Source organism: Nocardiopsis tropica, assembly GCF_042660575.1.
GTDB classification, from domain to species: Bacteria; Actinomycetota; Actinomycetes; order Streptosporangiales; family Streptosporangiaceae; genus Nocardiopsis; species Nocardiopsis tropica.
Genome location: NZ_JBHSUF010000022.1, coordinates 3,503 through 16,468, shown reverse-complemented (window position 1 = coordinate 16,468; position 12,966 = coordinate 3,503). Strand labels below are relative to the sequence as shown.

Sequence of the window (12,966 nt, the reverse complement as noted above, 5' to 3'; positions counted from 1 at the left end):
TGCTCGCAGCGCCCGAGCGTGACCGTGTTCCCCTGGTCCGACATGAGCACCACCCGGTGAGGCGTCAGGTTCACCAGGGTGTGGTCCGCAAACAGGGGGATGCCCTCGTGGGTGTCGGCGATGTCGCTCGGGACGGGAACTGTTTCGTAGGAGGTGCCCGCCATGCGGGCGGCGAGGCCGAGGCGGATCATGATCTCGGTGGCCGACTGGTTCAGGGAGACCGCGCGCTTGGGAACCTGTTCGACGGTCACCTCGGCGTCGCAGTTCTCGATACTGAGGGGGTAGGGGGTCGCGCCCCCTTCCGCTGCCGCCGTGGAGTCGGTCGCGGGGGCGGGCGCCGTGGCGCACCCGGCCAGGGCGAGGGTCGATGCGACCCCTACGGTTTTGATAATGATTTTTAATATCATGAACGTAGGCCACAGCGACTTTGCCACCAGGCGGTACTCCGCTGCGCGACGGCCGAGGAGGTGCCCGCGGGCCCGGCGTCGGCCCCGACTCCCGCCCCGCGACGCCGCCGCGCCTCCGGCAGGGCTCCCCGACGGGGCAACGAGGCGTTGCCCCGCCACGGCGAAGCCGGCTCCCCCGCCCCGGCCCTCCGCGCCGGTGCGCCGCGCCGCAATCAGACGTTCTGCCCGTCTTGTGGCGACACGTCACTACACATAGCATCAGGGCGACCTCACCGGGTCACCAGAGAGATCAGCACCCTCATCCCAGGGAGACCCCCATGCTGAGACGCATCCTCACACCCCTCCTCATCGCGCTGAGCGCCCTGGCGCTGACGCTGGTGGGCGCCGTACCGGCCTCCGCGGAACCCGCGGATCAGGTCCAGCCCCTGCGCCAGACCACCCTGTACTACGACGCGAGCCAGTCCGCGGAGTACGCCTCCGCCGTCGCCTCGGCCGTGGGCGTGTGGAACTCCAGCGTCAACAACGTCCGCCTGGAGCCGGCCCCCGCCGGGCGGCGGGCCGAGATCCGCATCATCGCCGACGACGGCTGGCCCCGCGCCCACCTGGGCCCGGTGCGCCCGGGGGGGGCAGGTCACCGTCTGGATGGGCCGCCAGGGCACCGCCCAGGGCTACGACGCGGTGCGCATCGCCGCGCACGAGCTCGGCCACAGCCTGGGCCTGCCCGACGTCAAGCCCGGCCCGTGCTCCTCGCTGATGTCGGGCTCCACCGGCGGTGTGAACTGCACCGTCCGCGCCCCCAACGCCTCCGAGCGCGCGCGGGTCGAGGCCAACTACGGCGGCGGCCTGGCGGGCCAGCGCGCCGCCGACGGGCGGCTTCTGGTCGACCGCTTCTGACCGGGCACACCGGATCGGCGGTCACCGGCCTCCGGCACCTACCCTCACCAGGGGTCGGCGCCGGAGGCGTCACCGCTTCCGCGTCAGACCGGTCGCCGACGCTCCGGTCCCCGTCGCCCCGGTCATGGACCGTGGTGTCACTCTCCCCGGTTCGCTCGCGCCGGTGAGCCGTCGGCGAGTGCGCGGACCTCTGCGGCGACGGTGCGCCACACCGGTGCGGGGATGTCGTGTCCGACACCCGGCAGGAGGACCAGGCGTGCGTCGGGGACGCGGGAGGCGATCGCGGCGGCGGCGTTCGGCCGGATCAGGGGGTCGTCCCGGCCGTGCAGCACCAGTGTGGGGGCCGTGATCGTGCTGATCGCCGGGCCGTGCCACTGGGCTCCGATCTGACGGCTCTGCGCCCGGGTGTCGCGGGTGCCGGAGTCGGCGAGGCGTTCGGCCTTCGCCCGCTCCTCCCGCTCGTCGAAGGGCTGGGCGGGTGAGGCGCAGAACCGGGCGATGGCCAGGCCTGCCCGGACGGTGCCCTCCTCGGTGTCGGGATAGCGCATCCGGCTGAGCCCGGCGACGGCGTGGACGCGGATGTAGCGCAGGACGCCCAGTCCCGCCGCGTCCGCGGGGACCGCCGACATCGAGGTCAGGGTGCGGACACGGTCCGGGTGGCGGATCGCGACGCGTTGCGCCACGGCGCCGCCGAGGGACACACCGAGCAGGTGCGCCGCCTCCCAGCCGAGCTCGTCGAGCACGGCGACGGCGTCGTCGGCCATGTCCTCGGCCGTGTAGGCCTCGCCGCGTCTGCCCAGGAGTGCGGTGGCGGGCAGGCGGGTCCTCGTCGGCGGCAGGTGCGTGGACTCGCCCGCGTCGCGGTGGTCGTAGCGGGCGACCGAGAAGCCGTGGTCGGCCAGGATCCGGCACAGGCCGTCCGGCCACCACCGCCGGCTGACGCCCATGCCCATGACGAGCAGGAGCGGTTCGTTCCCGTCCGCGCCGGCCCACGTGTCGCAGGCCAGTCGGACGTCGCCGTTGCGTGCCCACCGGGTCGGTGTCCACGGTCGTCGGTCCATGCTCCCACTCCTCACAATACTGCGATCAGTGTTCTCAGTATTAGGGTAGGGGGCGTCGCAACAGGAGTGGAACGGGGACCGATGGCCGAGGAACCGACGACCGTGTGGAACCGCCCCGAACGGGGTGCACGCGGTCCCGCGCCGGAGCGCAGCCGGGCACAGATCACCGCCGCCGCGATCGGGCTGGCGGACGGGGGCGGCCTCGCGGCGGTGTCCATGCGCCAGGTGGCCGGACAGCTCGGCACGGGACCGGCCTCGCTGTACCGCTACATGTCCACCCGGGACGACCTCCTCGACCTCATGGCGGACGCCGCCGCCGGGGAGATCGACCTCGGCGTCCCCTTGAGCGGGGACCCGGTCGAGGACCTGGCCGCCCTCGCCGTCCGCGCCAAGCAGGTCCACCTGCGCCACCCCTGGCTGCTCGACCTGCCCGCGGAACCCGCAGTGGGCCCCCGGGGCATGGACTACCTGGAGTACGCGCTGCGCGCACTGGCTCCGGCGCCGCTGTCCTCCCCCGCCCGGTTGGAGACCGTCGGGGTGCTGAACGGGCTGGTCACCCTGTTCGCCCGCACCGAGCTCCAGCGCCGGAACGCGTCCGCCGACCCCCGACGGGCGCACGCCTCCCACCTGGCCTCCGCGGCGACCGCGGAACGGCATCCGCTCCTGCTGGCCGCGCTGGCGGACGGTCCCGGCTCCGAAGCGCCCCAGGACACGCACACCCTGTTCGAGCGGGTGGTGCGCCGGGTGCTCACCGGACTCGTCGACAACCCCTGAACCGCCCGCGGGCGCCCGGGGCGGTCCCGGCCGCACCGGCGCCTGAGCCCCTTCCGCGGCTCAACGGCCGTGGACGGCCGACGTGTCCCCGACAGGTCGCGGCAGCCCTCGGAGGAGCGCGGGAGCTCCCCGCGCGTACCCGCCCCCGCCGGGCCGGCCGGGAGCGCCCGACCGGCCCGGTCGCCGCGTCCGGGCAGTGGGACCTCACCCGTTGGCGGACACCACGTGCAGGGGCCGGGCACGCAGGGCCGCGGCGACCGGCGCCAGGTTCGCCGCCAGGCCCAGCGCCAGGACCGCCGCGGCGAGGAGGGCGTACCGGCCCGGGGAAACGGACAGGACCACCGTGTCACCGGTGAAGGCGTACCCGGAGGCCGCGAGCCCGGCCAGCGCGGCCGCGCTCCCCAGGACCACCGCCGCCGACGACACCGCCAGCGCCTCGGCGGCGACCATGCCCGCTACCTGTCCCCTGGAGGCCCCCACCAGGCGCAGCAGGGAGAAGTTCCCCGCCCTCGCCGCCACGGAGACGACGAGTGTGTTGACCGCGCCGATCCCGGCGAATCCCGCCACCACGGCCACCATCAGGTAGGTGATCCAGTCGTCGCCCTCCCCCTGGGCCGCCACGTCGGCCAGGTGTCCGGGCCGGTCGGTGACCAGGGTTCCGGGACCGGCGTCGATCGCCCCCTCCAGCAGGCGCGCGACCGCGGCGGGGTCGGCCCCGGGGTCCAGCGTGACGTAGACGGCGCTCTCCATCGCGTCCAGCATCCGGGGGGCGAGCACCTGCCGGGGGAGCAGGACCTCGGGGAAGTCGAGCCCCGCCTCGTAGAGAACCGCCACCCGGGCCCGGATCGGCTGCCCGTCGGGCCCGGAGAGTGTGACGGTGTCGCCCACCCGCCAGCCCTCCTGCCCCGCCGTCCCGGTGTCGAGCGCGACCCCGTCGGCGTCGAACGCCTCCCACGCACCCTGTTCCGCGTCGATCCGGTAGAGGTCCGCCACGGTCCCGGGGTCGACGAGGTAGGTCGTCAGGGCGGCGCCGGTGCCGGCCGTGACCGTCTGCCGGAACCCTCCTGCGGCGGACACCCCGGGAACCCCGGCGGCTGTTTGCGCCGCGCTCTCGGGAAGCCCGACCCCCACCGGCCCGGACACCACCAGGTCGGCGGCGAGGCGCTGCCCGTAGGAGTGCATGCGTGCCTCGCTCGTGGTCGGCCCCTGGAACAGCAGCAGGCAGGCGACGGCGGTGGTCACCATGAGCGGCGTCATCACACCCGCCACCCGGCGCGTGTCGGCGTACGCCTCCCTGTGCACCAGGAAGGGCACCGACCCCCTCGACGTCAGCGGGCCCGCCAGGCGCAGCACGCCCCGGACGAGGACCGGGGCGAGCAGGGCCGCGGCCAGGACGAGGACCATCGAGGCGGCGAGCGCCGCCACCACCGCGCCCCGGCTCCCCGCCGCCGCCCATGCCACGGCGAGCAGCGCCACGGCCCCGCCCAGGACCGCCCCACCGAGAGCGACCCGCACCCGTGACAGGGGCGCGGACGCGACCTGGGCCGTGCGCATGGCCTCGACCGGCGCCGTCCGCCCCGCCGCACGCGCGGGCGCCCAGGAGGCCAGCAGCGGCACGGCCAGTGCCAGAACCGTTCCGGCGGCGAGCGCGGGCAGCCCCACCTCCGGCTCGAACCCCGGCGGGAGTACCCCCATGGCCTCGAAGAACCGGGCCAGGAGGACCGCCAGAAGCGCACCCGCCGCCCACGAGAGCACCGCGGCGACGGCGCCCAGGACCAGGGCCTCGCCGAGGACCAGGCGTCGGACGAGCCCGGGTGCGGCCCCGGCCAGGCGCAGCAGGGCGAATTCCCGGACGCGGTTGCGCACCGTCGTGGTGAGCAGGCCGGCGACCATGACGGCGGCCACCGCCAGCACGAGTCCGGACACCGTGCCCAGGAACCGCCCCATGCCCGAGGCCAGCTCGCGGCCGGTCCGGCCCGGTGCGAGGGCCTCGCTCCGCTCGGCCCCGGTCAACACGCTGACCTGTGGAAGCTCCTCCCGGATCGCCTCGGCGAGCCGGGAGGGGTCCGTCCCCTCCCGGGGCCACACCGCTGCCAGGACCGGGGCTCCGCCCCGCGCGGCGGCCTCGTCCGGCGTGAAGAAGACGCCCCTGTCCCGCCCGTCGGCCGTGTCGCGGTCCACGATCCCGGTGACGAGCACGGTGGCTGTGCCCTCGGGGGTGAGAACCCGGGTGCGGTCACCGGGGGCCACACCGGCGTCGGCCGCGGTCCCGGCGTCGAGCGCCACCTCCCCCTGCGCCCCGGGCGGCAGCCCCTGGGCGAGCGTGAGGGGCTCGGCCTCGGCGAGTGCCCACGAGTGCCCCCAGGAGCGCTGCGTCTGGTGCCCCAGCGTGCGCTCGTCGGTCACCACGTAGGCGGGGAAGGGTGCCTCCACCTCCGTCTCCGCGACCCCGGGGACCCCCGCCAGCGCTTCCACGGTCGCGGGGGGCAGTCGCGCGGGCTCCCCGGAGGGCGTCGCGGTGAGGCCGGCGTCCTCCGGGGCGGCCACCACGACGATCGGCGGCTCCGAGAGCCGCCAGGGAACACCCGCCCCCTCGGCGGCCACCCGGTCGGCCGAACCCTGCAGGGACAGGGCGGCCACGGCCAGCCCGGCCCCCAGGGCCACGGTCAGGACGGACAGGACGAGTGGGCGGGCCCGGTCGGCCACGCCCCGCAGCACGAGCCTGATCACACGGACTCCAAGCGCCTGATCCGCTCCAGCACGGTGTCCGGGGCGGGGTCGGGCAGTTCGTCCTCGATGCCGCCGTCGCGGAGGAAGAGCACCCGGTCGGCGCGCGCCGCGGCCACCGGGTCGTGGGTGACCATGACGACGGTCTGGCCGTGCTCGGACACCGCACGCCGCAGAGCCTCCAGGACCTGGGCGCCGGAGCGGGAGTCGAGGTTGCCGGTGGGCTCGTCCGCGAAGAGCACGCTCGGCCGGTGCAGCAGCGCACGCGCCACGGCGACCCGCTGCTGCTGCCCTCCGGACAGTTCGGCGGGCCGGTGACGGAGGCGGTCCTCCAGGCCGAGCGAGTCCACGAGTCCGGCCAGGCGGGCCTTGTCCGGGGGCAGGCCGGCCAGGCGCTGCCCGAGGGTGATGTTCTCCTCCGCGTCGAGCACGGGCAGGAGGTTGAAGGACTGGAACACGAAGCCGAACGCGCGTGCGCGCAACCGTGTCAGGTCCTTCTCGGAGAGGCCCGTGATGTCCCGGCCCTCCACCAGCACCGCGCCGGCGTCGGGGCGCTCCAGTCCGGCCGCGCAGTGCAGGAGGGTGCTCTTCCCCGATCCGGAGGGTCCCATGATCGCGGTGAACCCCCCTCGGGGGAAGACGACGTCCACCCCTCTCAGGGCATGGACGGGAACGACGCCCCGGGAGTAGGTCTTGGTCAGTCCCGTGATCCGCAGGACCGTCGGATCATCCTTTTCTTTTCCGTATGGCCGGTCGTGGGCGCCGATCCCCTTTTTCGAGGATCGGCGCCCTCCATTTGTGCCCATGCCGATGTTCCGATCGCTTGCGCGGGTCGCAGGACCCGGGTGCGCCCTGTCGCCCACTCAAGGAAAGTCAAACAAGGCGGGCCGCGAACGTCACTGGCCCTGGTGGGAGTGGTCGGGTAGAGAAACTTCGACCACCGGGGGGCGACCTTTCTTCCCACCGGTGGGATTCGTCCGTCGACCGGCCTCTTCCGCGCTCGCGCGACCGCGCGAGTGACACCGGAGAGAACCGGAGTCGGCACCGCTGAAGATTCCCGAATGCGCATTCCGCACGAGCGCACGAGGAGACGGATGCGCCTGCCGTGAACAACCCCCAGGGGTCCGTTCCACCCTCCCCCGAGTTCCCCGCCCGCATGCGCCTGGGATCCGGATGGGACGACGACGGATGGCGCGGAGGCGTCGGCCGGCCGGCGGACGGTCCGGTGCGGGGGAAGCGGTCCGCCGCGGCCGGGTACGGGTCGCTCAGCCCGCGTCCGGCCGGGGCCGCAGGCCGAGCAGGACGTCCTGGACGAGATCGGCGCTGCGCCTGACCGCATCGTCGCCGAAGCCCAGGAAGTGCCGGTAGTGGACCGGCGCGTAGAAGAGGTCGACCATCACGTCGGTGGGCACGTCGGAGCGGAGCTGCCCGGCGGCGACGGCGGAATCCAGGCGGGCACGGCACTCCGCGATGCTGGGCTCGAGGATCGTCTCGCGGAACGCCTTCATCAGCGCGGCGTCGTTCTGCGCCTCGGCCATGACGCCCTTGAAGGCCTCGCTGATCCTGCCGGTGACCAGTCGCTGGCTCACCGCGGTGATCTGGGTCGTGAGGTCGGCGGCGATGTCCCCGGTGTCGGGGAAGGCGAAGTCGTCGCCGAGCTCCTCGTTCATCGCCTCCAGCACCACCGCACCCTTGGAGCCCCACCAGCGGTAGATCGTGGGCTTGCCCACGCCGGCCTGGGCGGCGATGCCCTCGATGGTCACCTTCGCGAAGCCCTTGCGGCTCACCAGGTCGAACGCCGCGTCGAGGATCGCCCGGCGGGCGCGCTCGCTACGCCGTTCACTGTTCGGGGCAGAGGTCATGGGCCACATCCTACCGCCCGCGTGACGTTACGTTTCGTTTTGACAAGTCGCCTTGGATGACTTAGCTTCCATGGCGTTACGAAACGTTTCGTAACGCCATCGTTCGAGCCCGGTTCCGGGCACCGCCGAGACAGGGGAGAAGCATGTCCAGCGAAGAGGGAGCGGCCACCGTGGGGCACGTCGAGAAGATCGCGACCACGCCGGACTGGTACGCGCCGTACCGGATATCGCAGGCCGTCCGGGCCGGGGGCTTCGTGTACGTGTCCGGACAGGCGGGCTTCGAGGAGGACGGGACGACCGTCGAGGGCGGTTTCCTGGAGCAGGGGCGGCAGGCGTTCAGGAACGTCGGACGGGTGCTGGAGGCGGCCGGCCTGGCCTTCACCGACGTGGTCAAGGTCGGCATCTTCGTACGGGACATGGCGACGAACCTCCCGCACGTGATCACGCTGCGCGGCGAGTTCCTGGCCGAGCCCTACCCCGCCGACACCCTCGTCGAGGTCGTCTCACTGGCCCAGCCCGACTGGCAGATCGAGGTCGAGGTCATCGCGCTGGACCGGCGAACCGCATGAACGCCGGGGCCGTGACAGAACGGGCGCGGGACACGGGAATGCCGGAAGAGGGTGTGAGGATGCGGGAGTTGCTGGAGCCGTACCGGGCGGGACGGCTGGGACTGGCGAACCGGGTGGCGATGGCCCCGATGACACGGGGCCGGGCCGACGACGTGACGGGGGTGCCGAGCCCGCACGCGGCGACGTACTACCGGCAGCGCTCCGGAGCCGGGCTGCTGATCACCGAGGGCGTGTACGTCAACGCGCTCGCCAAGGGCGGCCCCGGCATCCCGGGACTGGTGACCGACGCACAGGTGCGCGGTTGGCGGGAGGTGACGGACGCGGTGCACGCGGAGGGCGGCACGATCTTCGCCCAGCTGTGGCACGTGGGACGGATGACGCACCCGCTGACGCTGCCGGACGGCGAACTGCCGGTGGCCCCCTCGGCCGTCGCCATCGCGGGGAAGCAGATCTTCACCCGGGACGGGATGCTCGATCACGTGACCCCGCGTGAGCTGACCGTCGGTGAGATCGCCCGGACGGTGCGGGACTTCGCGTCCGCGGCCCGGCGTGCGGTCCGGGCGGGCTTCGACGGCGTGGAGATCCACGGCGCGAACGGCTACCTCATCCAGCAGTTCATCGCCGACAACACCAACCTGCGCACGGACGGGTACGGCGGCTCGGTCACCGGCCGCCTGCGGTTCGCGACGGAGGTCGTCGAGGCGGTCGCCGCCGAGATCGGCGCGGACCGCGTGGGCCTGCGCATCTCGCCGGACAACGCCGAGAACCAGCTCGCCGAGACCGACGCGCGCACCACATACCGTGCACTGGTCGACGCGCTGGACCCCCTGGGCCTCGCCTACCTGCACGTGCTGGAGAACGGCGGGTACGGGGCCATCGCGGACCTGCGGACACGCTGGTCGGGAACGCTGGTCGCCAACACGAACGGCCCGACCCCGAGCAGCCCCGGCGAGGGGGCGCGGCTGGTACGGGACGGGCATGCGGACGTGGTCGCCCTCGGCCGCCTGTTCATGACCAACCCGGACCTGCCCGCCCGCCTGGCCGAGGGCATTCCGCTCGCGGGGCCGCCGACGGAGAACCTGTACGGAGGTGGCGCGGAGGGGTACACCGATTACCCTGCCGCGACAAACGGATCCGGGGTGTCGGCGGTCGCCTGAGCCGCTCGGTACGCCGCGCTCATCCGGGGGCTCACCGGGCCCGGACCGCCGAAGCGGTCCGGGCCCGCGTCGACCTCCTGTGGAGGGGACCGGAGCGGCGGCCGGGCCTGGACAGGCCCGTATTCGATCCCGCGGTGATCGCCGAACGCAGCGCGGCCGACCAGCGGTCGCTCACCCGCGTCCGCCCGCCATGGCCCCATGACGGCCTCCGCGCGCGCCCGTTCAGCTCCACAGGCCGGATGCGGCCGATACCGCCGAAACCCCTTACCGGGCAGGGGCTTTCCCGCCACAATCGGTCACATGGACAAGACGGAGCGGGATTGGGCGGCAACCTACACGGCTCTGGCTGTACTGGGGGGCGCGCTGTGGTTCGGTGAAGGACTCACCGTCGGCAAAGGCCCGAACACCTCCGGCAAAGCGACAACGATCAGCGGCACCACCGCAGCGGCGGAGGCCGCCGCCACGGCCCGGTCTTTCCGTTCCCGTTGTGGTTACACCGGTCTTGTTCCGCCCATGGTCGCTTTCGAACTGTTCTCAGCCTTTGAGCGCAGCCGACATGGAGGAGCAGTGGATGCCTGAGCCGAGCAAACGGGCATCTTCTCGCCCAACCATACACAACGAGACAGCAGGGACCATTTCAGGCCATGTGATACAAACCGGCAGTATTCATGGTGATATCCACCTTCACGCTCCCCATCGCCCCGGTCTTTTCTGGCCTGCCACAAGTGCCCTGATCACCTTTGCAGCCACCACCGCCCTGGCAGTGGGCGCATGGAACATCGTCCCTGAGAAGCGCCTGGCGGTCACCGCTGGAGTGGTGGCGCTCGGTGCCGCCGTTCTCCTCGTTGTCATATGGGTCCTGTGGAAGAGAGCGCGCGGAAGTGACCCTCCCCAATCGGCGCTGAACCGCTTGCGCAACCAGGTCCGAACACAATGGCGGAACGAGACGTCCCACCGGGGCTTACACAGGCCGCGGCCCCTTCGTCTGCGATGGCGACCGACCTCGAGTCCCGTCGAGAGGGCATATTCAGATACCGAGCGGCCCAATGCCGTTCCCATCCGAGGAGAACTGGTCCGAACAGTCGGTGACCTGAGCTCGGCGGACGCTCTCGCCTCGGCGTTCCAGGACATGTCACGTCGGCAGTTGGTGGTACTGGGGCCACCGGGCGCGGGGAAGAGCACTCTGGCGGCCTTGTTCACCTTGGCCGTCATCGAGCAGGACACGGACCGGGGTCCCGTGCCGGTCCTGTTGTCGGTGGCAGGGTGGGATCCGGCCGAGCGGATCGAGGACTGGTGCGTCCGTCGAATAACGGAGGACTACCTCGACTTCGGCGCGAACGGCACATTCAACACGGACCAGGTATCCGCCCTGCTCCTGGACCGTCGCATTATCCCGGTATTGGACGGGTTGGACGAGATGCCCCGTTCAGTGTTGAGCACAGCGCTGGCCGATCTCGACCGTGCCGCGGAAATCGGTCTGCGGATGGTATTGACCTGCCGCAGTGCCGAATTCGCACAGGCCGTCCACGACCGTGGCGCCCTTGCGCACGCCGCCGTCGTCGACATCGAACCCATCCGCGTCGAAGACACCGCTGCCTATCTGACGGAGCCGGAGGTCGCGAACTCACACCGTTGGAGTGTGGTCATCGAGCGGATCCGCAGGGAACCCCGCGGGCCACTCGCCCATGCCCTGTCGACCCCACTGATGATCAACTTGACCCGTTCGATCTATCGGCCGTCGAGCAGTCCCCCTGAAGAGCTCACCGGTTTCACGACGACGCCGGAGATAACAAGCCATCTCCTCAAGAAATACCTTCCCACGGTATTCACCGCCGGCGAGCACGACAAGGCGCAATACTGGCTGTCGTTCCTGTCGAACCACCTGCATGAGCAAGGCGGCCCCGACTTCGAATGGTGGCACCTGACTCGGGCCGTGCCACGATGGCTGCTCCTCTTACTCATCACCCTTGTGTCAACGCTGTGTGGATCGCTTCTGCTCGGGATCACTGCGGCCTCGCGCAGTTGGACGGACTCGTATATCACCCCTACGAGCGACTTTTGGGAATCTATGGCTTACGCAACCGCAGCGGGAGCCGCCCTGGGAGCCGCCGTGGGCTTCTTGGGGGGTTTGCGTACCGTACGCTCCCTAAAAGAATCCGAGCAGCCGAGAACACATCGCGGCCGTTTCAGCACGCTCAGCGACACTCTTACAGGCATCCAATTCCTGATCGCCGCCCTCTGCACTCTCGGCATCCTTGTGGTCCTCGGGGCGAGGATGACTGATCATAGTTTTTTGGGCGACGCCGCCGTCACTATCGCCACAACAATTTTTCACCTGAGGACGTTCAACAGCGAAGCATGGTTGAGTGCCATTCCTGTCGCCCTCCTGGTCTGTCAGGCGATACTGGTCATCAACCTGCTGGGGTTCCGCGCGGGAACTCCAAAAAGCAGCACACCAAATTTACGCCGCCTCCTGCCCAGCCTGACGGCAGGGTTGTTATTGGGCCTGTCATTCTCGGCACTGTGGGTCACGCTTGAGATAATGAGTTACGGTCTCGACGATTTTAATATTACCCCTTACGCCTTCGCAGCCGCCATGATCGGCATACCCATGGGCATCGTTCGATGGCTGGCAGCGCCCGTAGAGGAGCGTAAGGCGAGTTCTCCGGCGTCTGTACTCCGCAGTGATCGCACAGCACTCCTCACAGCAGCGCTATCGAGCGGAGCGCTCACCGCGTTGGGGTTCCTCGCTTTTACCGTTGACGACGATCGGCGGAACGCCGATCTCGCCACCGACGATCGGCGGAACGCCGACCTCACCACCGACGATTGGGGGATCGCCGACCTCACGCTTGCCGATTGGGTGACAAGTGGCGTGGTCGGGCTCGCAATCATGGCGGTGGTCGTTGTGGGATCCGGCTCGGCATGGTTTTCGTACACGGTCGCCCGACTGTGGCTCGCCTGCCGAGGAAGGCTTCCCTGGCGCCTCATGCGCTTCCTGCGCACAGCACACGAAAAAGGAGTCCTTCGTCAAGTAGGTCCTGCTTATCAGCTCCGCCATGAACTGCTGCGCACACACCTCGCCGAACAATGGCCTTCAAAGCGCCGACCGCCCCCGGCCCGGGGAGTCATCCTCCGCTGGCTCGACATTCGCCGGCGGTCCGGTTCTCGAGTTCGCCGATGGTTGCATGGTGCGGTCACCCTCGCAACGGTGGTGCTACTCATGGGAACGACCTCGGTGCTCCATTTCGATGGGTACATCGTGCTACCGATCGGTGCGTTTGTGCGCGCTGTGGCCTTCAACCACGACGGCACCACCCTCGCCACCGGAAACGACGACGGCACCTTACAGCTCTGGGACACCACCACCGACCGACCCACCCCCACCCGAACCTTCCACCACGACGGCCAGGTGCTCGCTGTGGCCTTCAACCACGACGGCACCACCCTCGCCACCGGAAGCGACGACGGCACCGCACGACTCTGGGACACCACCACCAACCGACCCACCCCCG

General features: G+C 71.0%; 9 protein-coding genes and 1 pseudogene. 6 read left to right on the top strand and 4 right to left on the bottom strand.

The window, feature by feature from the left end; all coding sequences use genetic code 11:
- The first annotated feature begins 724 nt into the window (after positions 1-724).
- Positions 725-1,301, top strand: a pseudogene (locus tag ACFQBR_RS27755) (snapalysin family zinc-dependent metalloprotease).
- A gap of 137 nt (positions 1,302-1,438) precedes the next feature.
- On the opposite strand, the gene ACFQBR_RS27750 reads toward ACFQBR_RS27755, so the two are convergent.
- Positions 1,439-2,362, bottom strand: coding sequence for an alpha/beta fold hydrolase (locus tag ACFQBR_RS27750; protein ID WP_344177945.1), 924 nt, complete (start codon positions 2,360-2,362; stop codon positions 1,439-1,441).
- Positions 2,363-2,443: 81 nt separating this feature from the next.
- Here ACFQBR_RS27750 and ACFQBR_RS27745 point away from each other — a divergent pair, with 81 nt between their 5' ends.
- Entirely contained in the window at positions 2,444-3,136 is a 693-nt protein-coding gene (locus tag ACFQBR_RS27745; protein ID WP_344177943.1) for a TetR/AcrR family transcriptional regulator, read from the top strand.
- A gap of 204 nt (positions 3,137-3,340) precedes the next feature.
- Here the strand turns inward: ACFQBR_RS27745 and ACFQBR_RS27740 are convergent, their stop codons facing one another.
- From ACFQBR_RS27740 to ACFQBR_RS27730, 3 genes are all read right to left on the bottom strand, one after another.
- Complete coding sequence (locus ACFQBR_RS27740) at positions 3,341-5,866, bottom strand: ABC transporter permease (RefSeq protein WP_344177941.1); 2,526 nt, start codon at positions 5,864-5,866, stop codon at positions 3,341-3,343.
- On the bottom strand, positions 5,863-6,573 hold the full coding sequence (locus tag ACFQBR_RS27735) for an ABC transporter ATP-binding protein (RefSeq protein WP_378554864.1): 711 nt from the start codon (positions 6,571-6,573) through the stop codon (positions 5,863-5,865). Before ACFQBR_RS27735 ends, ACFQBR_RS27740 begins: the two co-directional genes overlap by 4 nt.
- Positions 6,574-7,128: 555 nt before the next feature.
- A complete protein-coding gene (locus ACFQBR_RS27730) occupies positions 7,129-7,725 on the bottom strand; it encodes a TetR/AcrR family transcriptional regulator (RefSeq protein ID WP_344177939.1) in 597 nt (198 codons plus the stop codon).
- Positions 7,726-7,868: 143 nt separating this feature from the next.
- Here ACFQBR_RS27730 and ACFQBR_RS27725 point away from each other — a divergent pair, with 143 nt between their 5' ends.
- The 4 genes from ACFQBR_RS27725 to ACFQBR_RS27710 all read left to right on the top strand — a co-directional run.
- Positions 7,869-8,294: a RidA family protein gene (locus ACFQBR_RS27725; protein WP_344177937.1), complete on the top strand. Its 426-nt coding sequence runs from the start codon at positions 7,869-7,871 to the stop codon at positions 8,292-8,294.
- A 59-nt stretch (positions 8,295-8,353) separates the two neighbouring features.
- Positions 8,354-9,451 (top strand): alkene reductase, encoded by a 1,098-nt coding sequence (locus tag ACFQBR_RS27720; RefSeq protein ID WP_344177935.1) that lies wholly within the window; start codon positions 8,354-8,356, stop codon positions 9,449-9,451.
- 300 nt (positions 9,452-9,751) lie between these two features.
- Positions 9,752-10,030: a hypothetical protein gene (locus ACFQBR_RS27715; protein WP_344177932.1), complete on the top strand. Its 279-nt coding sequence runs from the start codon at positions 9,752-9,754 to the stop codon at positions 10,028-10,030.
- 613 nt (positions 10,031-10,643) lie between these two features.
- Positions 10,644-12,966: WD40 repeat domain-containing protein (locus ACFQBR_RS27710; protein WP_465264168.1), on the top strand; the 2,323-nt coding region annotated here is incomplete at its 3' end.

What these genes read in the sequence shown, in the direction of transcription:
- ACFQBR_RS27720 (WP_344177935.1), top strand. Translation starts at nt 8,354, where the DNA reads ATGCGGGAGTTGCTGGAGCCGTACCGGGCGGGACGGCTGGGACTGGCG.
- ACFQBR_RS27715 (WP_344177932.1), top strand. Translation starts at nt 9,752, where the DNA reads ATGGACAAGACGGAGCGGGATTGGGCGGCAACCTACACGGCTCTGGCT.
- ACFQBR_RS27750 (WP_344177945.1), bottom strand. Translation starts at nt 2,362, where the DNA reads ATGGACCGACGACCGTGGACACCGACCCGGTGGGCACGCAACGGCGAC.
- ACFQBR_RS27745 (WP_344177943.1), top strand. Translation starts at nt 2,444, where the DNA reads ATGGCCGAGGAACCGACGACCGTGTGGAACCGCCCCGAACGGGGTGCA.
- ACFQBR_RS27725 (WP_344177937.1), top strand. Translation starts at nt 7,869, where the DNA reads ATGTCCAGCGAAGAGGGAGCGGCCACCGTGGGGCACGTCGAGAAGATC.
- ACFQBR_RS27730 (WP_344177939.1), bottom strand. Translation starts at nt 7,725, where the DNA reads ATGACCTCTGCCCCGAACAGTGAACGGCGTAGCGAGCGCGCCCGCCGG.